The organism is Bradyrhizobium sp. SPXBL-02 (genome assembly GCF_051853065.1).
Taxonomy (GTDB): domain Bacteria; phylum Pseudomonadota; class Alphaproteobacteria; order Rhizobiales; family Xanthobacteraceae; genus Bradyrhizobium.
On sequence record NZ_CP182474.1, the window covers coordinates 5,451,320 to 5,476,734 of the forward strand.

At 63.2% G+C, this 25,415-nt stretch carries 21 protein-coding genes; 9 read left to right on the top strand and 12 right to left on the bottom strand.

Going from position 1 to position 25,415, the window contains the following annotated elements; all coding sequences use genetic code 11:
* The 3 genes from hyi to ACNJYD_RS25560 all read right to left on the bottom strand — a co-directional run bounded on the left by hyi (position 1) and on the right by ACNJYD_RS25560 (position 4,540).
* Positions 1-786, bottom strand: a complete 786-nt coding sequence (gene hyi / locus ACNJYD_RS25550) for a hydroxypyruvate isomerase (protein ID WP_439363693.1) — start codon at positions 784-786, stop codon at positions 1-3.
* Between the two features lie 13 nt (positions 787-799).
* Positions 800-2,584, bottom strand: a complete 1,785-nt coding sequence (gene gcl, locus ACNJYD_RS25555; protein WP_439363694.1) for a glyoxylate carboligase — start codon at positions 2,582-2,584, stop codon at positions 800-802.
* 153 nt (positions 2,585-2,737) lie between these two features.
* Complete coding sequence (locus tag ACNJYD_RS25560; protein WP_439363695.1) at positions 2,738-4,540, bottom strand: adenine deaminase; 1,803 nt, start codon at positions 4,538-4,540, stop codon at positions 2,738-2,740.
* 775 nt (positions 4,541-5,315) lie between these two features.
* Between ACNJYD_RS25560 and ACNJYD_RS25565 the strand changes: the two genes are divergently transcribed.
* Positions 5,316-6,056, top strand: coding sequence for a Crp/Fnr family transcriptional regulator (locus ACNJYD_RS25565; RefSeq protein WP_210268167.1), 741 nt, complete (start codon positions 5,316-5,318; stop codon positions 6,054-6,056).
* A gap of 712 nt (positions 6,057-6,768) precedes the next feature.
* A complete protein-coding gene (locus ACNJYD_RS25570; protein WP_439363696.1) occupies positions 6,769-8,277 on the top strand; it encodes an amidohydrolase family protein in 1,509 nt (502 codons plus the stop codon).
* 147 nt (positions 8,278-8,424) lie between these two features.
* Here ACNJYD_RS25570 and ACNJYD_RS25575 read toward each other — a convergent pair whose 3' ends face one another.
* From ACNJYD_RS25575 to ACNJYD_RS25595, 5 genes are all read right to left on the bottom strand, one after another.
* On the bottom strand, positions 8,425-9,924 hold the full coding sequence (locus ACNJYD_RS25575) for a tripartite tricarboxylate transporter permease (RefSeq protein WP_036023341.1): 1,500 nt from the start codon (positions 9,922-9,924) through the stop codon (positions 8,425-8,427).
* A complete protein-coding gene (locus ACNJYD_RS25580; protein ID WP_212256886.1) occupies positions 9,924-10,409 on the bottom strand; it encodes a tripartite tricarboxylate transporter TctB family protein in 486 nt (161 codons plus the stop codon). Before ACNJYD_RS25580 ends, ACNJYD_RS25575 begins: the two co-directional genes overlap by 1 nt.
* Positions 10,406-11,374, bottom strand: a complete 969-nt coding sequence (locus ACNJYD_RS25585; protein WP_439363697.1) for a Bug family tripartite tricarboxylate transporter substrate binding protein — start codon at positions 11,372-11,374, stop codon at positions 10,406-10,408. Before ACNJYD_RS25585 ends, ACNJYD_RS25580 begins: the two co-directional genes overlap by 4 nt.
* Positions 11,375-11,480: 106 nt before the next feature.
* On the bottom strand, positions 11,481-12,323 hold the full coding sequence (locus ACNJYD_RS25590) for an IclR family transcriptional regulator (RefSeq protein WP_439363698.1): 843 nt from the start codon (positions 12,321-12,323) through the stop codon (positions 11,481-11,483).
* 197 nt (positions 12,324-12,520) lie between these two features.
* Positions 12,521-14,650, bottom strand: coding sequence for an acetate--CoA ligase family protein (locus tag ACNJYD_RS25595; protein ID WP_212256888.1), 2,130 nt, complete (start codon positions 14,648-14,650; stop codon positions 12,521-12,523).
* Positions 14,651-14,999: 349 nt separating this feature from the next.
* Here ACNJYD_RS25595 and ACNJYD_RS25600 point away from each other — a divergent pair, with 349 nt between their 5' ends.
* From ACNJYD_RS25600 to ACNJYD_RS25615, 4 genes are all read left to right on the top strand, one after another.
* Entirely contained in the window at positions 15,000-15,695 is a 696-nt protein-coding gene (locus ACNJYD_RS25600) for a GntR family transcriptional regulator (protein ID WP_157282741.1), read from the top strand.
* A 75-nt stretch (positions 15,696-15,770) separates the two neighbouring features.
* Positions 15,771-17,504 (top strand): oxalyl-CoA decarboxylase, encoded by a 1,734-nt coding sequence (oxc, locus tag ACNJYD_RS25605; RefSeq protein WP_212256889.1) that lies wholly within the window; start codon positions 15,771-15,773, stop codon positions 17,502-17,504.
* Positions 17,505-17,566: 62 nt separating this feature from the next.
* Positions 17,567-18,844 carry a formyl-CoA transferase gene (frc, locus tag ACNJYD_RS25610; RefSeq protein WP_172784281.1) on the top strand — a complete coding sequence of 426 codons (1,278 nt, stop codon included), beginning with the start codon at positions 17,567-17,569 and terminating at the stop codon, positions 18,842-18,844.
* A gap of 422 nt (positions 18,845-19,266) precedes the next feature.
* Positions 19,267-19,449 carry a hypothetical protein gene (locus tag ACNJYD_RS25615; protein ID WP_025035185.1) on the top strand — a complete coding sequence of 61 codons (183 nt, stop codon included), beginning with the start codon at positions 19,267-19,269 and terminating at the stop codon, positions 19,447-19,449.
* 80 nt (positions 19,450-19,529) lie between these two features.
* On the opposite strand, the gene ACNJYD_RS25620 is transcribed toward ACNJYD_RS25615, so the two are convergent.
* The 3 genes from ACNJYD_RS25620 to ACNJYD_RS25630 form a co-directional block, all read right to left on the bottom strand.
* On the bottom strand, positions 19,530-19,754 hold the full coding sequence (locus tag ACNJYD_RS25620) for a hypothetical protein (protein ID WP_172784280.1): 225 nt from the start codon (positions 19,752-19,754) through the stop codon (positions 19,530-19,532).
* A 46-nt stretch (positions 19,755-19,800) separates the two neighbouring features.
* Positions 19,801-20,061 carry a transcriptional regulator gene (locus ACNJYD_RS25625; RefSeq protein ID WP_212256890.1) on the bottom strand — a complete coding sequence of 87 codons (261 nt, stop codon included), beginning with the start codon at positions 20,059-20,061 and terminating at the stop codon, positions 19,801-19,803.
* A gap of 113 nt (positions 20,062-20,174) precedes the next feature.
* Complete coding sequence (locus ACNJYD_RS25630) at positions 20,175-20,384, bottom strand: cold-shock protein (protein ID WP_172784278.1); 210 nt, start codon at positions 20,382-20,384, stop codon at positions 20,175-20,177.
* Positions 20,385-21,710: 1,326 nt separating this feature from the next.
* On the opposite strand from ACNJYD_RS25630, the gene ACNJYD_RS25635 reads away from it, so the two are divergent.
* On the top strand, positions 21,711-22,667 hold the full coding sequence (locus tag ACNJYD_RS25635; protein ID WP_212256891.1) for a helix-turn-helix domain-containing protein: 957 nt from the start codon (positions 21,711-21,713) through the stop codon (positions 22,665-22,667).
* 133 nt (positions 22,668-22,800) lie between these two features.
* Positions 22,801-24,054 (top strand): acyl-CoA dehydrogenase family protein, encoded by a 1,254-nt coding sequence (locus tag ACNJYD_RS25640; protein ID WP_212256892.1) that lies wholly within the window; start codon positions 22,801-22,803, stop codon positions 24,052-24,054.
* 167 nt (positions 24,055-24,221) lie between these two features.
* On the opposite strand, the gene ACNJYD_RS25645 is transcribed toward ACNJYD_RS25640, so the two are convergent.
* A complete protein-coding gene (locus tag ACNJYD_RS25645) occupies positions 24,222-24,623 on the bottom strand; it encodes a hypothetical protein (RefSeq protein WP_212256893.1) in 402 nt (133 codons plus the stop codon).
* On the opposite strand from ACNJYD_RS25645, the gene ACNJYD_RS25650 reads away from it, so the two are divergent.
* The gene (locus ACNJYD_RS25650; RefSeq protein ID WP_212256894.1) at positions 24,622-25,311 is read left to right on the top strand and encodes a hypothetical protein; all 690 of its coding nucleotides are present in this window, start codon (positions 24,622-24,624) and stop codon (positions 25,309-25,311) included. The genes ACNJYD_RS25645 and ACNJYD_RS25650 overlap by 2 nt on opposite strands.
* The last annotated feature ends 104 nt before the right edge of the window (positions 25,312-25,415 follow it).

Sequence of the window (25,415 nt, forward strand, 5' to 3'; positions counted from 1 at the left end):
TCAGGTCTCAAACGTCTGTGCCGCGTGCCAGGACAGGCCTTCCAGCGTGGTAGTGCGCGGCTTGTATTCGCAGCCGATCCAGCCGCGATAGCCGATCGCGTCGAGGTGGCGGAACAGGAAGGGATAGTTGATCTCGCCGGTGCCAGGCTCATGGCGGCCGGGATTGTCGGCCAGCTGGACGTGGGCGATCTGAGGCAGGTATTCCTGCATGGTGCGGGCGAGATCGCCCTCCATGATCTGCATGTGGTAGATGTCGTACTGGATGAAGAGGTTGTTCGACCTCACCTCGGAGATCAGCTGCACCGCCTGCTCGGTGCCGTTGAGGAAGAAGCCGGGAATGTCGAGCGTGTTGATGGGCTCGACCAGCAGCTTGATGTTCTCCCGCGCCAGCGTCGAAGCCGCAAAACGCAGATTCCCGACCAGCGTCTCCTGAAGCTCGCGCGGATCGGCATCAACAGGCGCGATGCCGACGAGACAGTTGAGCTGCTCGCAATCGAGCGCCTTGGCATAATCAATGGCGCGGAACACGCCATCGCGGAATTCGGCGGTGCGGTCGGGCAGGATCGCAATGCCGCGCTCGCCGCCGGCCCAGTTGCCAGCGGGGAGATTGTGCAGCACCTGCGTCAGCCCGTGGGCCTCGAGCTGCTCGCGCAGCTGCGCCTTGTCGAACTCATAGGGGAAGAGATATTCGACCCCGGCAAAGCCCGCCGCCTTCGCCGCCGCGAAGCGGTCGAGGAACGGCATCTCGTTGAAGAGCATGGTAAGGTTGGCGGCAAACTTCGGCATGGTGCTTCTTCCCCTATTCCGCCGGCTGCAGCACGCGCGTGGTCTCGACTTCGTCGAGCGGAAGGTCCTGCACCTCCTCGAACTCCACGATGTTGTCGATCTCCGTGCCCATGGCGATGTTGGTGACCCGTTCGAGGATGAACTCGACCACGACTGGCACGCGGTGCTTCGCCATCAATTCGCGGGCGGTCACAAACGCCGCTTGCGTGTCCTTCGGGTCGGTGACGCGGATGGCCTTGCAGCCGAGACCTTCAGCGACCGCGACATGGTCGACGCCGTAGACGCCGATCTCGGGCGCGTTGATGTTCTCGAAGGAGAGCTGGACGTGATAGTCCATATCGAAGCCGCGCTGGGCCTGGCGGATCAGGCCGAGATAGGAATTGTTCACGACGACGTGGATGTAGGGCAGATTGAACTGCGCGCCGACCGCGAGCTCCTCGATCAGGAACTGGAAGTCGTAGTCTCCCGACAGCGCGACGATCTCGCGCTCCGGACACGCCGCGCGCACGCCGAGCGCGGCCGGCAGCGTCCACCCGAGCGGCCCCGCCTGCCCTGCATTGATCCAGTTGCGGGGCTTGTAGACGCCGAGGAATTGCGCGCCGGCGATCTGCGACAGGCCGATCACCGTAACATAGGTGGTGTCGCGGCCGAATGCCTTGTTCATTTCCTCATAGACGCGCTGCGGCTTGATCGGAACGTTGTCGAAATGGCTCTTGCGCAGCATCGTCTTCTTGCGGTCGCGGCAGGAAGCGGGCCACGCCTGGCGCTCGCGGAGCCTGCCCGACCGCCGCCACTCCCTGGCGACGGCGACGAACAGCTCGAGCGCGGCCTTGGCGTCCGAGACGATGCCGAGATCGGGATTGAACACACGCCCGATCTGCGTCGGCTCGATGTCCACGTGAACGAATTTGCGACCCTTGGTGTAGGTCTCGACCGAGCCGGTGTGGCGGTTGGCCCAGCGGTTGCCGATGCCGAGCACGAAGTCGGATTCCAGCAGGGTGGCGTTGCCATAGCGGTGGCTGGTCTGAAGCCCGACCATGCCGGCCATCAGCACGTGATCGTCAGGGATCGCGCCCCATCCCATCAGCGTCGGCACCACCGGCACGTTGGCGATCTCGGCGAACTCGACCAGCAGGTCAGAGGCGTCGGCGTTGATGATGCCGCCGCCTGCCACGATCAGCGGCCGCTCGGCGGTGTTGAGCATCTCGAGCGCCTTCTCGACCTGCTTGCGCGTCGCGGCGGGCTTGTAGACCGGCAGCGGCTCATAGGTCTCGTCGTCGAACTCGATCTCGGCGAGCTGCACGTCGAGCGGCATGTCGATCAGCACCGGCCCCGGCCTCCCTGATCGCATCACATGGAAGGCCTGGCTGAATACGCGCGGCACCAGCGCCGGCTCGCGCACGGTCACCGCCCACTTCGTGACAGGCTTTGCGATCGACTCGATGTCAACCGCCTGAAAATCCTCCTTGTAGAGCCGCGCGCGCGGCGCCTGCCCGGTAATGCAGAGGATCGGGATGGAATCGGCGATCGCCGAATAGAGTCCGGTGATCATGTCGGTGCCGGCCGGCCCGGAGGTGCCGATGCAGACCCCGATGTTGCCGGCCTTGGCGCGCGTATAGCCCTCGGCCATGTGCGAAGCGCCCTCGACATGGCGCGCCAGGATGTGACGGATCGATCCGCGCTTCTTCAGCGCCGAGTAAAGCGGATTGATCGCAGCGCCGGGAACTCCGAAGGCCGTCGAGATACCTTCCTTCTCCAGGATACGCACGGCCGCATCGACAGCTCGCATCTTCGCCATATCGGACCTCGCTCGGGTTCAAGTCAGCGAGGGGATCATCAGATGCGCAGGATGCGATCTCAACGAGATCGATTTTATTTTCCACGATGCGGCAGCCGCGGAAAAATCGCGGTGCTCTCAACCAGTTAGACCGTGAGACGCGTGAAAGCCGCCTCACTCGAACAGCGGCGCCAGCTCCATCTGCGGCACCAGCACGAGGCCCTTGTCGGTGATGCGAATTTCCGGAATGACCGATAGCGGAATCAAATTGAAGCCCATGTAAGGGATGGTGCAGCCGGCCTCGGCCCATTCCTTCTTCAACGCCTTGACCTCTTCAGCCACTTCGGTGACGCGCTTGTCGGACAGGAGTCCTGCGATCGGCAGCGGAACCAGCGCCCTCACCTCGCTATCGGCGACGACGCAAACGCCCCCCTGCTGCTCCCTAATCGCTGCAATCGCGACCTGCATGTCGGCCTCGTTGGTGCCGGCGACGATGAGGTTGTGGCTGTCGTGCCCGACGCTGGAAGCGACCGCGCCGCGCTTCAGGCCGAAATCCTTGAGAAGGCCGTGGGCGACATTGCCGGCGGACTTGCCGTGGCGCTCGACCACCGCGACGAAGCAGAGGCCATAGCGCGCGAACAGCGACGGCCAGTCCTTGGCCGGCTCGATCGTGACCTTCTCATGGATCAGCGTGATGCCGGGCAACGCGGTCTTGATCGCGTTGACGGTGCAGGCCTTGGTCGGCAATTCCGGCGTCAGATTCATCGTCTGCGGCAGCTTGACGGTCGCATAGGCCGCCCTTGGATATTGGTAGCGCTGCGACAGGGCCTGATCGAGACGCGGCGTGATCTTGCCGCGCTCGACCACGAGCTCGCCACCATACCAAGTGCATTGCGGCTTGAGCTGATCGTCCATGAGCACGAGATCGGCGCGGCGGCCGCCGCCGAGGCCGCCGATATCGCCCTCCATGCCGAAGCGGGTCGCGCCATGCAGCGAGCCCATCGACCAGGCCTGCTCCGGCGACATCCCCGCCTTAACGGCTTCGCGCACCACCCAGTCGAGGCCGAACAGCAGGAGATCGTCGGCGTCACGATCGTCCGTGCACACGGCGGTGCGCTTGTGCGAAGCCCCGAGCTCGGTGATCGTCCGGATCGCTTGCGGCAGCGAATGCCAGGGCGTGGTCGGCGGTCCCCCGCGCAAAAACACCCAGACGCCGGCATCGAGCAAGTCATCGGCAATGTCGCGGTCGATCGCCTCGTGGGTGTCGGTGACGCCGGATGCCGCATAAGCCGCGACGAATTCGCGGCCGTAGACATGGCCGGACACCGGGCGTCCCCGCTTCAACGCGGCGGCGAGGATCGCGTGGCTGCGTTCGTCACCCATCGTGACAGGCACGAAATCCATCTTCTCGCCAAGCGCCACCGCTTCGGGCCAGCGGTCGAAAAGGCCAGCGATCTTGTCCGGCGTGAGGTCGCCGCCCGCCGTCTCCAGCTCAGCCGAGGTCGCAGGAACGGTGCTCGGCACGGTCAGGAAGATCGAGAGCGGCGCCTCGCGCGCATCTTCCAGCATCGCCTCCACACCGGCGACGTCCATGACGTTGCCGATCTCGTGGCTGTCGCAGAAGATCGTCGTGGTGCCGTTGAGCAGCGCGGCCTCGGCGTAGGCACAGGCCGTCACCATCGAGGATTCGATGTGAATGTGCGGATCGACGAGGCCCGGCGCGATGATGCCACCGGCCGCGTCATAAAGCGGAACATCGCCCCAGGCCTTCTTCGCTGTACCGGCCGGCTTCACCGCCGCGATGCGGCCGCCTGAGATCCAGACCTCCCGCCCCGGATGGATACGCTCGGAATAGGTCGAGAGCACGCGCGCGCCCGTGATGACGAGATCCGGCGTCACACGCGCCGAGGCGACGTCAGCCAGACGCCGCGTCATGCTGTGCAGCGGCGCGACGGAGAAGCGGGTGAGCTTGGTCATCGGGGCTCTCGCGTGGGAATGGACAGCGCCGCGATGGTTGCCGCCGCTGGCGGCGAGAGCAACTCAAATAATACGTCACCGGTGCTTACGCATTGGGCAGACGCGCCCCGCCTTCTTAATTTCCGCTAGGGCATGTGCTTAAAAATCATACGCTGAGTTTGGGCGCGCCAGATGTCGGCTCGTCTCTCAACAGTGCACAACGTTGAAGGCGCCCATGGGCCATAACCGGACTTTGCCTAGACGCCGCCAATGCGCCAATTGCGTTCGCCTGCATGCTGCGCTTATGGATTTTAAAGCCGCCAAACCTGAGGCCTTGTTCTCTCGCAGAGCTGAGGGCCGAAAGGGCCCCCGACGTACTTGAGGCATCGGGCCCCAAACTACCCACTGAGGTAAGTCGCAGATGCGGCGGCTTGGTCGCCCCTTTGCAAGCGGTGCCAAGCTTGAGCTCGAGGGCTCAACGGGAACCAGCTTGCGGCGCAATCGCCCCAATTTACGCATCACTGATTGTGGCGTTTGCCACGCGCCGAAATTGGAACCCTTATGATGTTACCCATACCCATTTTGCAATTGTCTGCGCGTGGCGCCCGGATCTAGTTGAATGATCCTGCACCAGCAGAATTCGCCTGCTTGGAGTTTCATTTTTGCGACTAAGAGCTTTCGCATCTGAATTGGATTTCGAGGCCACACGCACAGGCGAATTCAAACAAAGTTTGAGGTTGTTGCCGTTTGTCGCTCGAAATGCGATGGGGCGGACCGTTCGCATCGGGCTGCAGTGATGCTTGTAAGCGAAGTTGGCAACCGGCTTCTGTCAGCACTGCCGATCGCTGATCTCGATCTTTTGGCACCCGACCTACAGATGGTAACTCTCGATCGGGAAGAGGTCGTCTCGCGGGTGGGGGATCATACCGAGCACGTCCTCTTCCCTCACAGTGGCGCCGTTTCGGTGATGGTCGACATGGCGAATGGGCAGACGGTCGCCAGCGCCGCAATAGGGCGCGAGGGGGCAGTGGGCACTCTTTCCGTGCTGGGACCGTCCCCTGCGGCCGTTACGACTATCGTTCGTGCCGCGGGGACGGCCTCGCGGATCCCCGCGGCGCGATTCCATGCCGCTTTCAGCCGGAGTCCCGCGATCCGCCACGTAGTCCAGCTTCACTTCAAGGCGGTGCTGATACAGTTTCAATTGGGCGGGGCTTGCAATGCACTGCATCCGGTCCAAGCGCGTATGGCACGCTGGCTGCTTCAACTTCACGACCGCATCAACCACGACGTCCTGCCCCTCACGCAGGACGCGCTTTCGCAGATGTTGGGTGTGCGACGAACGACGGTGACGCTCCTGATGCGCAATCTGCGCGCTTCCGGAGCGATCAGATCTGAGCGGCGAGGCGAAATCGAGATCGACTCATCGCGGCTCGCTGCGGTGGCGTGCGAATGCCACGACACCATGCGGCTCGAACTCGAGAAGATCTTCTCTACGGGTACAGCGCCATCTCGCGTTTTCGATCTGCCGATCCGGTAGATGAAACGAGGCGATGCTAGCCGTTTCGGCGCGTCCGGGTAAAGCCGGCGGGCACGATGCTCGAATAGCATCGCCGGATGCGCATCCTTCTGACCGGGCTGCGGCCCAATGCGGTGAGGATCTCCCAGCCAACGTCCGTAACGGGTCAAAAGCGCTGGTCAATGACCCGCCGGCGCAGCGACTCAAGCGCTGAATTGGTCCATCTCGGATGCGCTATTCGAACACTGCGCGTTGAGGTCGGCTATGGGTCCAAAAGCAGCAGTTAACGCAGCCACCTATGAGGATCTCCGGCAGAGAGTCGAGATGGCAGCCGCTGCTGCGGTGTTCGGCTCGGGGACATGAGCCGAAGCAGTCCATTTGAGAAACGAGCCTTTCACTTCGGCTGAAATCGATCAGATGAAAGATTGATCAGATGAAAGAGTGATGCGGCGTTGGGACAGCGTGACTGTCGATTCACATCGGTTGCGCGAATAGAAGTTTGAGCATTGAATCAGCGGGGATACCCACAACTGCAAGTGGTTTCTCGGGTATGCCGGCCGCTCTCGCAGGAGCAAGGCGATGCAGAGATTCGCCTAGGCTTCGGGCGCGTGATGGCTTCATGCGTAGCTGAACCGGAGAGGTACGCCTAGTCGGTCCTGCCAACTGATTGGGAGTAGCCATACGCGTCTCATGCCCGCCTGCCACGGTCGGCCAACAAACGGGGAGGAGAACAATGAGCACCTGGCTTAGTGAGCGAGAACAGCGTCTCGTCGCGGGCGCGGAGGCGGCATCGGCGGCAACGCCTATCCCGACCCAGATTGTTTCCAATGGCGAGTATCTCCCGCCCCCGCAGAGCGATACGCAAAAGAAAGTCGAGGCACGGATCAACGAGCTCGCTGATGTTAACGGCAGACACCTCGGCTTGAGCCGCAGGCAGTTCTTACACACGAGCTGCGGCATGGCAGCAGCTTTCCTCGCCATGAACGACATCTACGGCAATGTTTTCCGGGTCGCGCCCGCTGAAGCCCGCGAACCCGAGCTGATGCTGGCCCGCGCGCAGAGCCTTGCAGGCCAATTCATCTTCGACGTCCAGACTCATTTCGTGCGGGACGACTTCGATCATAAGGAGCTGTTGGGGCTGGCAGACTTTGCGAGCCAGCACTGGAATCCGAAGATGAAGGAGGAAGGGGTCTCTTCGCTCGCCCGCTACAAGTTCCAAAACTATGTGAAAGAGATCTACTACGACAGCGACACCAACATGGCGCTCCTGAGCGGCGCGCCCTTCGACGACCCGAGTTGGTGGCTGCTGTCCAATGAGCAGATCGTCAAGGCGCGAGAACTGATCAACGACTTCGCCGGTTCGCGCCGCCTGCTGGCGCACAGCGTCATCACTCCCAAGCAACCCGGCTGGATGGAGGAGGTGGACAAGGCAATCGAAGTCTACAAACCGGATTCCTGGAAGTCCTACACGATTGGCGATCCGCTGGCGCCCTCGAAGTTCCCATGGCGGCTCGACGACGAGCAGGTGATGTATCCGTTCTACGAGAAAGCAGTGAAGGCCGGCATCAACACGCTGTGTATCCACAAGGGGTTGCTGCCGCCCGATTATGAGAGGTCGTTCGCCGGCGTCTGGGAATACGCAACGGCGTGGGACATCGGAAAAGCCGCGAAGGATTGGCCGCAGATGAACTTCGTGATCTATCACTCGGCGCTGCGGCCGTTCCTCGAACTACCTGATCACGCGTGGGCGGATTTCGAACAGACCGGCCGTATCCAGTGGGCCACCGATCTCGCGGAAGTCCCGCAGAAGTTCGGCGTCGCCAACGTCTATGCCGAGCTCGGCACGTCCTTTGCCAACTCGGCGGTCGCGCATCCGAAGTTCTGCGCCGCGCTGATCGGCACGCTGATAAAGGGGATGGGTGTTGACCACGTCATGTGGGGCACCGACTCGGTCTGGTACGGCTCACCACAGTGGCAGATCGAGGCGCTGCGCCGGCTCGAAATCCCCGAGGACATGCAGAGGAAGTACGGCTTTGCGGCGCTTGGCGACGCCAACAGCGCTACCAAGCAGCTGATCTTCGCGGGCAACGCAACCAGATTCTACAAGATCAAGCTGAAGGCGGCTGAGAATACCAGGATGCCGGCCTTTTCCGAGGACCGCCTCGCGGCGCTCAAGAACGAGTACACGCAAGCTTCGAAGCAACCGTCGAACCTGCGCTACGGCTACGTTCGCGCCGACTAGGAACGATGCCAACGGCTTGGGCAAGCTCCGCCGGCAATGGATGCGCGGCTGCCGCAAATCCGACTTCGGCTCAGGGTCACCAATGCTCTCGCCGATCAGAGATTTCCGCTCGGCCTCAGGAGCCGACATGACTTATGAGTACACGCCCTAGTCCTCGTTTGCCTTGAACCGTCCCAACCCCTTCAGCACAAAGGGCGCCACCAGCGCGATCAGCGCGACGCCGAGAAGCGTTGCCGAAATCGGGCTCTGCAGCAGCGTCATGGGATCGCCGAGGCTGATCGCGAGCGCGCGGCGCAGCTGGCTCTCGGCAATCGGGCCGAGGATCAGGCCGACGACGACGGGCGCGATCGGGAAATCGAACCGGCGCATCAGGAAGCCGAGCACGCCGAAACCGGCGAGCATCGACAATTCCACTACCGACGGCTTTGCCGCGATGGTGCCCATGGTCGCGAACACGAGGATGCCGGCATAGAGCCAGGGCTGCGGGATCGCGAGCAGCCGCACCCACAGGCCGACCAGCGGCAGGTTGAGCACCAGCAGCATCATGTTGGCGATGAAGAGGCTGGCGATCAGGCCCCATACGAGGTCAGGCCGCTCGGCGAACAGCAGCGGGCCCGGGTTGAGGCCATATTGCTGGAAGCCCGCCAGCATCATCGCGGCGGTGGCCGAAGTCGGCAGGCCCAGCGTCAAGAGCGGCACCAGCGTGCCGGCTGCGGAAGCGTTGTTGGCGGCCTCGGGGCCGGCGACGCCTTCGATCGCGCCCTTGCCGAACTCTTCGGGGTGCTTTGTCAGCCGCTTCTCGGTCGAATAGGACAGGAAGGTCGGGATCTCCGCGCCGCCTGCCGGCAGCGCACCGATCGGGAAGCCGAACATGGTCCCGCGCAGCCACGGCTTCCAGGACCGCTTCCAGTCCTCCTTGGTCATCCACAGCGAGCCGCGCACCGGCTCCAGCTTCTCTTCGGTGTGGTGGCGGCGCGATGCGACATAAAGCGCCTCGCCCACCGCGAACAGGCCGACGGCAAGCGTTGTGACTTCAACGCCATCGAGCAGTTCGGGGACGCCGAATGCAAGCCGCGCCTGACCCGTCAGCTTGTCGATGCCGACGAGGCCGAGCGTCAGACCGATGAACAGGCTGGTCAGGCCGCGGATCGGGGAATCGCCGAAGGTCGCCGACACCGTGACGAAGGCGACGCACATCAGCGCGAAGTAATCCTCGGGGCCGAAGCGTACGGCGACATCGACCAGCCATGGTGCGAGGAAAGCCAGGCCAATGGTGGCGATGGTGCCGGCGACGAAGGAGCCGATTGCGGAGGTCGCGAGCGCCGGCCCGCCGCGGCCCGCCTTGGCCATCTTGTTGCCTTCAAGCGCGGTGGCCATCGAGGCACTCTCGCCGGGCGTGTTGATCAGGATCGCGGTGGTCGAGCCGCCATACATGCCGCCATAATAAATGCCGGCGAACATGATCAGCGAGCCGCCGGGGTCGAGCTTGTAGGTCACCGGCAGCAGCAGCGCGACCGTCAGTGCCGGGCCGATGCCGGGCAGCACGCCCACGGCCGTGCCGAGGAACACGCCGATCAGCGCGTAAAGCAGGTTCATCGGCTGGACGGCGACCGCCATGCCGTGAGCCAGCGCGGCAAAGGTATCCATCACAGCAGTCGCTCCAGTGGGCCGGCAGGCAGGCTCAGCGTCAACAACCGGTCGAACGCCAGGTAAATGAGGGTCGACATCACGAGGGCGATGATGGCGTCGATGAGGATGGCACGGCGTCCGAAGGCCGCCGAGGTCGTCACGAACAGCGCCGAGGTCGCCAGGATGAAGCCGCCGCCAATGCCGATGATGGCGATCAGCAGCGCAAGCCCTACGAGGATCAGAACCACAGGCACGGGATCGGCGCTCTCGCGTGCCGGCAAATTGCCGCGCAGCGCGTCGATGAAGTTGCCGATCGCAAGCAGCCCAAGGCCGCTGGCGACCACGACCGGCATCGCCTCCGGTCCCATCCCGTACATCGCCGCAGATTGCAGGCCGCGCGCGTCCCAGACCAGCACGACGGCGAGCACCGCAAGCAATACCGCGATGACGAGACCGGCACGGTCGACGCGCCGCGGCGGCTGGACGGGATCGCCTGAGGTCATGACTTGACCAAGCCGACCGATTTCAACACGTCGGTGACGCGGGCCGTTTCCTTCTTCAGGAAGTCGGCGAAGGCGTCGCCGCCGAGATAGGCGTCCTCCCAGCCCTTCTGCTTGAGGATCTCCTTCCAGGCGTCAGACTTCACCATCTTCTCGACCGCATCGCTCAAGGTCTTGCGCTGCTCCGGCGTGATGCCGGGAGGCGCGACCACCGAACGCCAATTGGCGATTACGAGGTCGATGCCCTGCTCCTTGAAGGTCGGGAGATCGCTGCCTGCGATTCGCTTCTCCGAGGTCACGCCGATCGCACGCAGCTTGCCGGACTTGATCTGCCCTTCATATTCGCTGAGGCCCGAAATGCCTGCGGTGACCTTGCCGCCGAGAATCGCCGCGAGCGACTCGCCGCCGCCGGAGAACGGGATGTAGTTGATCTTCTTGGCGTCGGCGCCGACCGCGCCGGCGAACAAGGCCGCCATCACATGGTCGACGCCGCCGGCCGAGCCGCCGGCGAAAGTGACCTTGGCGATATCGGCCTTCACCGCCGCGGCCAGATCCTGCGCATTTTTGATCGGCGAATTCGCGGGAACCACGATCACCTGGATTTCCTCGGTGAGGCGCGCGATCGGCGTCACCTGCTCCAGCGTCACCGGCGACTTGTTCATGGCGAGCGCGCCGACCATGACGAAGCCGTTGACCATCATCTGGTTGCCGTCACCCTTGGCGCCATTGACGAACTGCGCGATGCCGACACTGCCGCCTGCACCGGGAACGTTGGTGACCACCACGCTGCGGGCGATGCCCGCAGCCACCAGCGCCTGTTGCATCGAGCGCGCGGTCTGGTCCCAGCCTCCGCCCGGAGCCGCCGGCGCCATCAGCTTGAGCTCGAGCTGCTGGGCAAAGCCCGGATTGGCTGCCGCCAGGGTGAACGCGACGGCTGCGCCGACAAGGCGCGCGGGAAATCGGAACATGGGGGCATCTCCAGGGCTCATGCGGACGTTCGCCGCATTGTGTCGTTTGGTCGCATATCAACCAAAACGGCCGATGCTGTCCAGTGACATGCCTCAGTGTTTTTGGTCAGCGGGGCGCCGGGATGACCCCACCGAGCGCAGCCGTCAGTTCGGCCGCCACTTCCCGGACGATTTGTCCGATCTCCGTCAACCGCTCGTCGGTGACCCGACTGGTCATGCCGGATACGGAGATCGCGGCAAGCGGTTCGGCCAACGCATTGTATACCACCGCCGCGACGCAGCGCAGGCCGATCTGTGCCTCCTCATCGTCGACGGCAAAGCCCTGCTTGCGGATTTTCTCGAGCTCCCTGAACAGGTCGCTCGGGCGCACGATCGACTTCTCGGTCAGGCGGGGCATGCCGTGATGGCGGATGACGGCGCCGACGTCCTCGTCTGAATAGGTTGCGAGCACCGCTTTGCCGACGCCGGAGGTCACCATGGGGACGCGGCCGCCGACCTTGGTGAGCGAGCGCATGATCTCGCGGCTTTCCATGCGGGTCAGCACGATGATGAACTCATCGTCGACCACGGCGAGATTGGCCGTCTCGCGGGTGAGATCGCGCAGCTTGCGCAAATATGGAATGGCCTGTGCGGAGAAATTGCGTCGCCGCGCAAAGCTGGCGCCAACCGTGAAGCTGCGCACGCCGACGTGCCATTTGGACTCGCCACGGTCGAACTGCACGAAACGGCGACTTTCGAGCGTTGCGAGAAGCCGGTGCACGGTGGACGCCGACAGGCCGGTGCGGATCGCGAGATCGCTGAGACGATAACCTTCGTCGTCCTCGGCCAGCGTCTCGATGATCGACAGCGCGCGGTCGACCGACTGCACGCCACCGTCGCGGCCCTCGTGATCAGCCTCCGCGGCCGATTTGGGCTCGAACGATTTGCGCCGGATCACGTTCTTGCTCATCGCGACCTGCATTTGCCAATCAGACAAGACGCGAGCCGCCTCTTCTCCCTCTCCCCGTTCTTACGGGGAGAGGGCGGGGGTGAGGGGCTATCTCCACAAAGACGGTGAGAGACAGACTCGTGGAGAGTCCCCCTCACCCGGAATTTGCTGCGCAAATTCCGACCTCTCCCCGCAAGCGGGGAGAGGCGAACGCAAGCTCAGAGCAGCCCTGCCCCGCGCGCCCACTTGTACTTGGCGCCGAGGACCTCGACCGGCAGCTCGGTCGAATAGGCGTAGGCCGGGATGCCGTTCTGGTAGAGATATTCGGCGGCTTCCTCGACCTCGACGTCGCCGGCGAGAGAGGCGACCATCGGCTTCACAAAACCCTTGGCCTCCATCTCCTTCTTCACCTCGACCATGTTGCGGGCGAACACCATCGGCGGGGTGACGATGGTGTGCCAATAGCCGAGGATCAGCGCGTGGATGCGCTCATCCGACAGCCCGAGCTTCACGGTGTTGACATAGGTGATCGGCGGCTCGCCGCCGGTGATATCCACGGGATTACCGGCAGCTCCAAACGGCGGGATGAACTTGCGGAAGGCCGCATCGAGATCCGGCGGCATCGACATCAGCGACAGGCCGTTGTCGACGCAGGAGTCCGACAGCAGCACGCCCGAACCGCCGGCACCGGTGATGATGAGCACGTTCTCGCCCTTCGGCGTCGGCAGCACCGGCACGCCGCGGGCGAATTCGAGCAGCTGGCGAAGTGAGCGGGCACGGATCACACCGGATTGCTTGAACACGTCCTCATAGATGCGGTCGTTGCCGGCGAGCGCGCCGGTGTGGGACGATGCCGCCTTCGCGCCAGCCGAGGTGCGGCCGGCCTTGAGCACCACGACAGGCTTCTTCTTGGAGACGCGCTTGGCGGCTTCCGCGAAGGCGCGGCCGTCCTTGAGGTCTTCGCAATGCTGCGCGATCAGATTGGTGTTCGGGTCCTGCTCGAAGAAGGCGAGCAGATCGTCCTCATCGATGTCGGACTTGTTGCCGAGGCCGACGATCGCGGAGACGCCCATCTTGGCCGAGCGCGAGAAGCCGATGATGGCCATGCCGATGCCGCCCGACTGCGACGACAGCGCCGCATGGCCCTTGACGTCATAGGCGGTGCAGAAGGTCGCGCAGAGATTGGCGGGCGTATAATAGAAGCCGTAGATGTTCGGCCCCATCAGGCGGATGTCGTACTTCTTGCCGACCTCGACGATCTCGGCCTGCAGCTCAGGCGCGCCGGCTTCAGCGAAGCCCGACGGGATGAGCACAGCGCCCGGGATCTTCTTCTCGCCGCATTCGGCCAGCGCGGCGGCGACGAATTTCGCCGGGATCGCGAACACCGCGACGTCGATCACGCCTGGCACGTCCTTGACGCTCTTGTAGGCCTTGTAGCCGAGGATCTCGGCGGCCTTGGGATGGATCGGATAGATCTCGCCCTTGTAGCCGCCGTTGATGAGGTTCTTCATTACGGAATTGCCGATCTTGCCGTCCTCCGCGGAGGCGCCGACCACGGCGACAGCCTTCGGCTGCATGATGCGGTTCATCGCCGCGACGATCTCTTCGGTCGGACGCGGCTTCGGCTTCGGCACATAAGCGAAGTCGACGACAATACGGACGTCGGCGGCCGTGGCCCCCTTCGCGGTTGCGAACACTGGGTTGAGGTCGAGCTCGACAATCTCGGGAAAATCGGTGACGAGCTGCGAGACCTTGACGATGACATCGGCGAGCGCGTTGCGGTTCACCGGCTCGCCGCCGCGCACACCCTTGAGGATCTCATGCGCCTGGATGCCGTCGAGCATCGAGAGCGCATCCTCCTTTGTGGCAGGCGCAAGGCGGAACGTGATGTCCTTGAGCACCTCGACGAGCACGCCGCCGAGGCCGAAGGCAACCAGCTTGCCGAACGAGCCGTCGGTGATCGAGCCGACGATGACCTCGGTGCCGCCGGCCAGCATCTGCTGGACCTGGACGCCTTCGATCTTGGCATCGGCCTTGTACTTCTTGGCGTTGCCGAGAATGGTCTCGTAGGCCTTCTCGGCCTCTTCAGCCGTCTTGAGGCCGACGATGACACCGCCGGCTTCGGTCTTATGGAGAATGTCCGGCGAGACGATCTTCATCACCACCGGGAAGCCCATGGACGAAGCCATCTTGCCGGCCTCGCCCGCCGACTTGGCCACGCCCTCCTTCGGCACCGGAATGCCGTAGGCGTCGCAGACCAGCTTGCCTTCCGGCGCCGTCAGGCTGGTGCGGTTGTCCGCCTTGACCTGGTCAAGCACCTTGCGGACGGCATCTTTGGAATTGGACATGTGGCTTCTCCCTTGACCTGAGTTCGTTCTTTTCAAAGCGCGCGCGAGTTTGCGGCTGCCCGTGATGCTTGCCATTCGCCGCGCTCTGTTCCATGCGGCGGAACGGAGTGGCATAAAGCCAAGACTACTCCGCCGGCTTGGATCAAAAATGGCTGGCGATGGCATTTGGTATGCCAGAAGCCAACTTGTCAAGCTGGTGCACGCCCCAGAACGCCGCAAAAAATAGGCAGCTTGACATTCTGGCATGTGGTATGCCAAAAACTTTCCCGTTAATATTCCTGTAAAAGACGACTCCCACTGGAGGAGATTCGTCGTGTCACTACGGAAACCAACCAAGGCGTTGCCGAACATGGCCGAGGCAGACATCGCAATCGTTCGTATTGCCCCGGAGAGCAGCTTCAAGAACAAGGCGTATGACGCCTTGAAGGAAGCCATCCTCAAGATGGACATCTATTCGACGCCCGAGCCGGTGATGCTCGACGAGCGCGCGCTGTCCGAACGCCTCGGCGTCAGCCGCACCCCGATCCGCGAAGCCATCGCGATGCTCGAGCAGGACGGTTTCGTGAAGACGGTTCCGCGCCGCGGCATCATGGTGGTGCGCCGGACCAAGAGTGAGATCGTCGACATGATCCGCGCCTGGGCGGCGCTGGAGAGCATGGCGGCGCGGCTCATCACCACCACCGCGCGGAAGAAGGACATCACGGCGCTGCGCGACTATTTCAAGGATTTCGGCAAGGACCGCCTGCCCGAGGATCACGTCGAGGAATATTCGCGCGCCAACATCGCCTTCCACCAGGCGCTGATCTCGCTGTCGGAATCGCCGGTGCTGGTCGATCTCACCAACGACCTTCTCTTGCACGTGCGCGGCTATCGCCAGCTGACCATCGGACGCAAGGACCGCACCGCGACGTCACTGCCCGAGCATCTCGGCATCATCGAAGCGCTGGAGGCGCGCGACACCGAGCTCGCCGAGAAGCGCGCCCGCGATCACACCCTCGGCCTTGCCGCTTACGTCGAAGCGCACGGCCAAGAACTGTTTACGTAACTCTTCGCTTAGCAACGTTCACCAGAAGGGCGAACAATTCGCCCCAACGACCTTGAGACCAGGGAGACAAGGCCCATGCTGAATACCGCGACCAAGTCCGAAGCACCGGGCACCGAGCAGGAACTGACGGATGGCTTCCATCTCGTCATCGACGCGCTCAAGCTGAACGGCATCAACACCATCTATAATGTGCCGGGCATCCCGATCACGGATCTGGGTCGCATGGCGCAGGCCGCCGGTATTCGCGTGATCTCCTTCCGTCACGAGCAGAACGCCGGCTACGCCGCAGGCATCGCCGGCTATCTCACCAAGAAGCCCGGCGTCTGCCTCACGGTGTCGGCGCCCGGCTTCCTCAACGGTCTCACCGCCCTCGCCCACGCCACCACCAATTGCTATCCGATGATCCTGGTCTCGGGCTCTTCCGAGCGCGAGATCGTCGACCTCCAACAGGGCGATTACGAGGAGATGGACCAGCTCGCGATCGCCAAGCCGCTGTGCAAGGCGGCCTATCGCGTGCTGCACGCCCAGGACATCGGCATCGGCTTCGCCCGCGCCATCCGCGCGGCGGTCTCGGGCCGTCCGGGCGGCGTCTATCTCGACCTGCCGGCAAAGCTGTTCGGCCAGGTGATGAACGCCGAGGCCGGCCAGAAGTCGCTGGTCAAGGTGATCGACGCGGCGCCGGCGCAGATCCCCTCGCCCGCTTCGGTCAAGCGCGCGCTCGACGTGCTCAAGGGCGCCAAGCGTCCGCTCATCATCCTCGGCAAGGGCGCGGCCTACGCGCAGGCCGACGAGGAGATCAAGAGCTTCGTCGAGAAGAGCGGCGTGCCGTTCCTGCCCATGAGCATGGCCAAGGGCCTGCTCCCCGACACCCATCCGCAATGCGCCGGCGCCGCCCGCTCGACCGTGCTGAAGGAGTCCGACGTCGTCATGCTGATCGGCGCGCGGCTGAACTGGCTGCTGTCGCACGGCAAGGGCAAGAGCTGGGGCGAAACGCCGAAGAAGTTCATCCAGGTCGACATCGAGCCGAAGGAGATGGACTCCAACGTCGAGATCGTCGCGCCCGTCGTCGGCGACATCGGCTCGGTGGTCTCCGCCTTCAACCAGGCGATGGGCTCCGGCTGGACCGCGCCGCCCACCGAATGGACCAAGGCCGTCTCAACCAAGCGCGAAGAGAACGTCGCCAAGATGGCGCCGAAGCTCATGAACAACAAATCGCCGATGGACTATCACGGCGCGCTCGGCGTCTTGAAGAACGTCATCAAGGAGTATCCCGAGGCGATCCTCGTCAACGAAGGCGCCAACACGCTCGACCTCGCCCGCGGCGTCATCGACATGTACAAGCCCCGCAAGCGTCTCGACGTCGGCACCTGGGGCGTGATGGGCATCGGCATGGGCCAGGCGATCGCGGCTGCGCTCGAGACCGGCCATCCCGTGCTCGCTGTGGAGGGCGATTCGGCGTTCGGCTTCTCCGGCATGGAGGTCGAGACCATCTGCCGCTACAACCTTCCGATCTGCGTCGTCATCTTCAACAATGACGGCATCTATCGCGGCACCGACGTCAACGGCGCCAACGACGATCCGGCGACCACCGTGTTCGTCAAGGGCGCGCGCTACGACAAGATGATGGAAGCCTTCGGCGGCGTCGGCGTGAACGCGACTTCGCCGGACGAGCTGAAGCGTGCCGTCAACGACGCCATGAAGTCCGGCAAGCCGACGCTCATCAACGCGGTGATCGATCCGGCCGCAGGCTCGGAGAGCGGCCGCATCGGCAACCTCAATCCGCAGAGCGTCCTGCAGAAGAAAAAGTAAGTCCACCCCTTCAACCCTTATTCCCTGTGGTAGCAGGGGCAGACAGAGTACGGAGCAATATGATGACCAAAGCGCTCGAGGGCGTTCGCATTCTCGACTTCACCCACGTCCAGTCCGGACCGACCTGCACGCAGTTGCTGGCCTGGTTTGGCGCCGACGTGATCAAGGTTGAACGCCCCGGCGTGGGTGACATCACCCGCGGCCAGCTGCAGGACATCCCGAACGTGGACAGCCTGTATTTCACCATGCTCAACCACAACAAGCGCTCGATCACGCTCGACACCAAGAACCCCAAGGGCAAGGAAGTCCTGACCGAGCTGATCAAGAAGTGCGACGTGCTGGTCGAAAACTTCGGCCCCGGCGTGCTCGACCGCATGGGCTTCCCCTGGGAGAAGATCCAGGCGATCAACCCGAAGATGATCGTCGCCTCGATCAAGGGGTTTGGCCCCGGACCGTACGAGGACTGCAAGGTCTATGAGAACGTCGCCCAGTGCACCGGCGGCGCCGCCTCCACCACCGGCTTCCGCGACGGCCTGCCGCTCGTCACCGGCGCGCAGATCGGCGATTCCGGCACCGGCCTGCACCTGGCACTCGGCATCGTCACCGCGCTCTATCAGCGCACCCACAGCGGCAAGGGCCAGCGCGTCACCGCCGCGATGCAGGACGGCGTGCTCAACCTCTGCCGCGTCAAGCTGCGCGACCAGCAGCGCCTCGCCCACGGCCCGCTGAAGGAATACAGCCAGTTCGGCGAAGGCGTGCCGTTCGGCGATGCCGTGCCGCGCGCCGGCAACGATTCCGGTGGCGGCCAGCCCGGCCGCATCCTGAAGTGCAAGGGCTGGGAGACCGATCCCAACGCCTACATCTATTTCATCACCCAGGCCCCGGTCTGGGAGAAGATCTGCGACGTGATCGGCGAGCCCACCTGGAAGACCGATCCGAATTACGCCAAGCCGGCCGCCCGCCTGCCGCGCCTCAACGAGATCTTCGCCCGCATCGAACAATGGACGATGACGAAGACAAAATTCGAGGCGATGGAGATCCTCAACAAGGACGACATCCCCTGCGGCCCGATCCTGTCGATGAAGGAGATCGCCGAAGACCAGTCGCTGCGCGCCACCGGCACCGTGGTCGAGGTCGACCACCCCACCCGCGGCAAGTACGTCTCGGTCGGCAACCCGATCAAGCTGTCGGACTCGCCGGCGGACGTGACGCGTTCGCCACTGCTCGGCGAGCACACCGACGAGATCCTGCGCTCGGTGCTCGGCTTCTCGGATCACCAGGTCGCCGAGATCCACAAATCCGGCGCGCTCGACCCGCCGCAGAAGCAGGCCGCGGAGTAAGCGGCCCCACATTGCACGAGACGAAAGGGCCGCCCGAAGGGGCGGCCCTTTTTGCTTGGGAAGGCGTGCAGCCGCAGGCTCGAAATCAAAACTCGGAAAACAACCCCATGCACAGTAGCCATCCCATTGGCACGCAACGAGATTTCTGATTCGACGAAAAAAATCCTGACCCGTCGGGCAAAACAGGGGTATTATGCCATGGTCGCCAGGCGAGTCAGCGCGAGCCGAGCAAGCATCAATGCCGAATTGAAGCCGCCTAATTGGAACCGACCGGGTTGCGCCTCGTTGTCTCCTGCACCGGAGCACGCTCGGAGCGCAGCCGGCCATCCGACGACAAGTCTAACGCTACCGGCTCGCGAGCCGGACACGCCGGCTCGGGCGTGTTTCGAGCCGCGTTCCCCTACGCCGACATCGAGGTCGACATGACGAGAGATCATCCCGCGTCCCGGGCTCTGCGGGAGGCCAACAAGGCATTCAAGCCGGTCGAGACCAAGAAGCCGATGACCGACTATGCAAAGGCGCAACAATCCCATCACGAAAATCGCGAACGCCTGAAAGCGGAACGGCTGGCGCGAGAGGCCGAGCAGGGAAATCGTCGCAGATAAGGGATTGCCGGTGCCCGCGTTATTACTTCGACACGGCCAGGCAATCTCTGTGGACGAAGAGAGACCGACCTTGGTAAGCTTCAGAGCATCGAGAGCACGATGACCCCGTCCTCGAGCTCCCCGGAAGCCAGCCGCGCCCGCGCGATGCGCTCGAACTCCGTCCGATATTTCTGAAGGTAGCTGAAGGCCTGCTTCTGCGTCTGGAAGGTCGTCGCAAGACGGCACAGCTGTCGGCCCGCGCCGAGCGCAAGAAAGAAGGTGATTGTGCCGCCGCCGTCCGGTTTGATCCTAGGCACGACTTGCACTCATTCGCATGTGAACGGCCCCTTTTGTCTGCACTGTCGAATTCGGCTATCTCGGCAATTTCCTCGTGCGCTTCTTCGGTGGAGGCGCCGATGCGCGAAAACTGACATCGGCTGCTTGCTTGGCTGCTTGCTCGGCTGCTTCCTTGGCCTCACGCTGCTCGCGCAGCCGCGCCATGTTGCTGCGGATATCGACAGCGCGCCTTTCGACATCGGCGATCGCCCGCGCGCCCTCTTCGGCGGCCAAGCGTTGACGCTCGGATCGCGCGATGGATTCGGGAGACGGTTCGGCCGATTTCCTGGCGCTCATCGCGTCGCGCTCGTCTTTCGCCTACTCGGCAACGGATAGAACCCGCTCAATCCCTTACGATCGAGCGGGTCACATAGCCGTTTCAGTACATCCGTGAAACGGCCGTACAGAGCTCAAGCCAGCGAGAGATTCTCTGCGCTGACCTTGCCCCGCATTTTATCGGTCTTGGTCTCGAAGTTGACCTTCTGGCCCTCGGCGAGACCCGCAAGACCAGCCCGTTCGACCGCGCTGATGTGAACGAACACGTCATTGCCGCCGTCGTCGGGTTGAATGAATCCAAAGCCCTTCTGGCCGTTGAACCACTTCACAGTACCTGTCGTCATTCTCTTCTCCAAAGCGCATAGGCGCGCATTCCGCGTGACGTTCACGCAGATCGATTCAATTCGTCGATGTCTCTGGAAAAGGAGCCCGCAGGCGCATTCAACAAGCACAGCGGCTGAACGAATAGATTGAAGGTATACCTCATCGCAAGCACTTACAAGGCTCGAGCCGTATATAATTGCGCCCGCCTGCGGTGGAACGTTTTCGCGTTTGAGGATTCGCCTCCTGATCTCTGGCGCAAGTGCCAGACGAGATCGTCACAATGCGCGCGCGTCACTTCGACACGGCGATGATCTCCTCCGGAGTTCCAGGCAGATGACAAGTCTAAATGATCGATCCTCTCGCGATCTGTGGTAGACTTCGTCATCACCGCCCGGCTCGTGGCATCCATCGGTGATGAGAACGCATAGCGCTCCCGCCTCCTCCAGCATGGAGCAGCGCCATGGGACGGCGTCAAAACGACATCAAGCGAACCGAAAGTCTCAAGCAACGTCTGACAGACGACGCCAGACGCTCGCGAGATGAAGCCCACTTGCTTCCTCCCGGTCAGCATCGCGAAAGGCTGCTACGAAGGGTACGGCAGGACGAGACGGCCATCGAGATCGAGGCATGGCTGAACTCTCCTGGCCTGAGAGCTCCGACATGACGGAACACCTGGACCGGGTGCTCAGCGATCTCCGCTGACGAGCTGCCCGCGAAAGAACTGCACCACGGCCGCATTGAAGTCGCGGTGAAGGGCTGCCCTGTCGAAGCCTGCCGGCACATCGGTGCAGATGCGCGGAACGGCCGCGGCGAGATCGGCCGAGCATCGGAAGCCTGATCCAGCTGATCGTCTGTTCCGCGGACGGGTCGATTGCTTCCGCGCAGCCTCCTGAAGTTCGCTGACGTGGACGTGCGGCCGCTGCTATCGGCCGACAGCGTAAGTCAAACCCACTGGAGTTGATCCAGTGGAGGCGGGCAACGGGGCGCGAACTCTTCGCCGATTCTCCGGGAAGTTGAAGCGGTAGCGTTGAACGGGGAGCGCTCCCGCTGTTCTGCCGTCGATTTGCTCTTGAGCGGGGATTGGCCCGGGCCTAGCCTCGTGCCCGCGTTTCTTCTCGTCGGGGTCCTCTGCCCGTTGGCCGCTGCGGCCTTTACGCTGGTGAAGCGTCCGGGGCTGCCGGCTCCGGCATAACGCGCTCGGACTACACTTGAGCGACCCGCCAGCTTCGACCGCGTCATGGCTCGGATGAGCCGTTGGCGATCAGAAGAAACGAAGCGGCCGCAACCCCACTGGAATGGCACTGGCTTTGCTTGTCGATGAACCATCGCGCCGAGAGAGGTGGTCGATGAAAGTCTGGAACACCGAAGAGTTGCCCGACCACGAACAGTTCGTCTATTGGCGCGAGGTCCTCTGCGAAGCCTTCGTGACGCTGAGACCGGAGCGGCCTCGAGACCATAACAGAGGCCGCTTTCCCAGTCGCGTCACCGCGCATCCGCTGTCAACCATCAACGTGACGACGGTCCAGTCCAAAGCGCACCGCGTCATCCGTGACGAGGCGGAAATCCGCAGGTCGCCGCAAGAGGTCTATTTCCTCAATCTTCAATTGAGCGGCCGATGCCGTTACGAGACCGAAGGCCGGGAAACGATCGTCGGCCCGAACCAGTTTGCGATCGTGGATTCGACGCGGCCCTACTTCCTCGACTTCATGGACGACTGGAACGTATTCTCATTTCGTATCCCGCGCCACATGTTGCGGCCGTTGCTGCAGACGCCCGACTGTTCGACCGGCATATGCGTGTCAGGTGATCAGGCACTGGGCGAGATCACGATCGGATTCCTGAAATCGATCGCAATGCGCGTGGCCGAGCTGCCATCGGAGGCCATCGAGCCGCTCGCGGCCGATGTGGTCAACCTGGCTGCACTGTCCCTCGGTGCCACCGAGGCGACGCGGATTGGGCAGCGCCAATCCGCGCAACGCGCCCTCAACGCGGCCATCGTGAAGTTCGTCGAAACGAATTTGGCCGATGCCGGGCTATCGGCATCGTCCGTTGCCGCGCATTTCGGGATTTCCGTTCGTTATCTTCATCGGATCTTCGAGGAAAAGGGCAGATCGTTCGGCCAAGTCGTGCTGGAGCGCCGACTGCTCCGTTGCGCAGGCGATCTCGATATTTCAGCGCAATCGCGGATCTCCGATGTCGCATTCCGCTGGGGTTTCAACGACATCTCCCATTTCAACCGAAGTTTCCGCCAGCGCTTCGGAGCTTCGCCGCGCGCATATCGACTGAGGCAACGGCAGGAATAGATTCCGGCGACGTCCCGCGCGATCCCGCGAGAAGTGCACTCCAGGTCAACTCTTTCGTCACTCCCAGCCAAGATCGAACGCCGCCGTGGCGTTAGCTTCGGCGCGCATTCATTTCTCGCGGGGAGAGATCGCCATGGCAATCGACTTCAGGCTCAGCGAAGATCAGATCGCGCTTCGTGACGGCGCGCGTGCCTTCGCGCAAACAGCTCTCAAGGACGTCCGAGCGACCATTCGCAACTACGCCAAGCCGGATGACCGCTTCTATGCGATCAGGCCGTTCCACAAGATGGGCGTCGACGCCGGTTTCGTGAAGGGATTGTTTCCCAAGGAGGTCGGCGGCACCGACGTTTCGACGCTCGATTTCGCGCTTGCGGCGGAAGAGTTGTGCGTCGTCGACGTCAACGTTCCCAGTGCGATGCTCGGAACCGGCCTTTGCGTCAAGCCCGTCATCATGTTCGGGACCGAGGAGCAGAAGCAGCGCCTGCTTCCCGATTTCATCCAGGACGGATCCCTGCTCGGCGCACTCGCCTTCACCGAGGTGACGGGTGGCGCGAATTTCGATGCCCCGGATCCGCGCTTCGGCGTGAAGACCTTCGCCATCCGCGAAGGCGATGAGTGGGTGATCAACGGTGAAAAGCACTACACCACCAACGGCACCGGCTGGGATGGCAAGAATTGCCATCTCTTCGCAGTGGTCTGCCGGACCGATCCGAGCAAGGGCGCACAGGACTCCCTGGCCGTGATCATGGTTCCGGGCAGCACGCCGGGCGTCAAGGTGACGGGGATTCTGGATACGGCCGGGCATCGGGCTACGATCTCGCCGCGAATGAAGTTCGAGAATGTCCGCGTTCCCGCCGGCAATATCATCGGCAAGCCGGGAGACGGGATCGAGATCGTCTCGACCAATTTTGCGTGGACTGCGGCGCTGATCGGGGCCGCCTGCGTCGGGGTCATGCGCGCCGCGTTCGACCATGCGGTCGCGTTCGCGCGGAAGGATGCCCGCTCCGGGCCGCATCCGATCATCGAATATTCCACGGTGGGCTACATGCTGGCCGACATGAAGATGAAGATCGAGGCCTGCCGGTACCTGACCTGGAAGGCCTGCCAGCAATTCGACCTGTCCAAAGGCAGGGAGCACGAACTTGCCGTGATGACGAAAGTGTTCTGCTCGGAAACCTGCGTCGATGTCGTCTATGACGCCATGCGGCTGGTCGGTGTCGACAGCTACACCGACATGCACCCGCTGGCGGAATTGATGAATGATGCGATGTGCTTCCCGCTCTACGATGGCGGCAATATGGGGGCTCGCCGCAGGAACCTGCACAATATCATCAAGAGTCCGTCCTACAGTTCGCTCACCGCGCCATACGGCATGTTCGGCGCATAGGTGGCCTCTGAGGTCGCTTGTGAGCCGCGCGGGATGGAGAGGCGCGTTTGGCTGACTGCCGAGCGCCGCCGGCCAGCGGGGGAAGCACGGCGAAATGCCATCGACAGCGCGTCAGCCGATTACCGAGCCAAGTCGCCTCATCCTCGCTCCTCGCGAATGCCCGATGCTCACTGATCTCCGCCGGCGAGCTGTCGATGAAAGTACCCCACCACCGCCGCGTTGAACTCGCGATGAAATCCGGCCCTGTCGAAGCCTGCCGGCACATCGGTGCAGATGCGCGGAACGGCCGCAGCGAGATCGGCCGAGCACGGTGCGAGGAACGCATAGTGGCCGGCCGGCACGACGTGAATGTCAGGCTTACCCGGCAAGCTTTCAGCGACGCGTGCGTTGCCCAAACCGTCGCCGACGCCGGGTCCGCCGAACTGCGATCGCCAGAACTGGAAAGGCGCTTTGACGAGAGCGAGGTTCTCCCGCGTCAGGGTAGCCGGCGCAGGATAGCGGAATTGTGGCTGATTGATCGGGAGCGCATCCTGAAGCAATCTGCCGGACAACGAGAGGGAGATCAGCATGTCACTGCTCGGCAAGGCCGCCGTTGCGATGTGGTGGAGCGTTCACCCCGAGCAGCGCACCGAGTTCGGCGACTGGCATTCGCATGAGCACTTTCCCGAGCGGATGAGCATTCCAGGCTTTCGGCGCGGGTCGCGATGGACCAGCACGACCGACGCCGAAGGCTTTTTCGTGCTCTATGAACTCGAGCATTACGACGTCCTCACATCGAAAGGCTATCTCGACCGGCTCAACGCGCCGACGCCATGGTCGACGAAGATGATGCCGCATCATCTCGGCATGATCCGCAGCCAGTGCCGGATCGTCGCCAGCTTTGGCGGGGGTGTGGCGACTTCGCTGGCCACCATCAGGCTATCGCCGGAGGCCGGACGGGAGGCGGCGCTGCAGGCGCGCCTTTCGGACATGCTCGGCGCGTTGGCGCAGAAGCCGGGGCTGACCGGTGCCCACCTCCTCCTCACCGACACACCCCGGACGAGTGCGCCCACCACCGAACAGCAGATCCGCGGCAAGGACAGCACCGCCGACTGGATCGTGCTGCTATCGGGTTACGATGCCGATGTGGTCGAGGACGTGATCGCCGGCCAGTTTTCGGCGTCATCGCTTCAGGCAGCCGGGGCTCGCGAGAATTTCATCACTGGCCGCTACAGGCTGGCATTCACGATGACACCGCAGGATGTCGCAGCCGTCTAGCGGACAGGGCACCAAAAAAAATCCAAACCACCTGTCGGATCGGCGGCTTGCCCGTCGTCCTCGTGACATGAATGGGCCATAGAGGCCAACTCGGGCCCATCAAT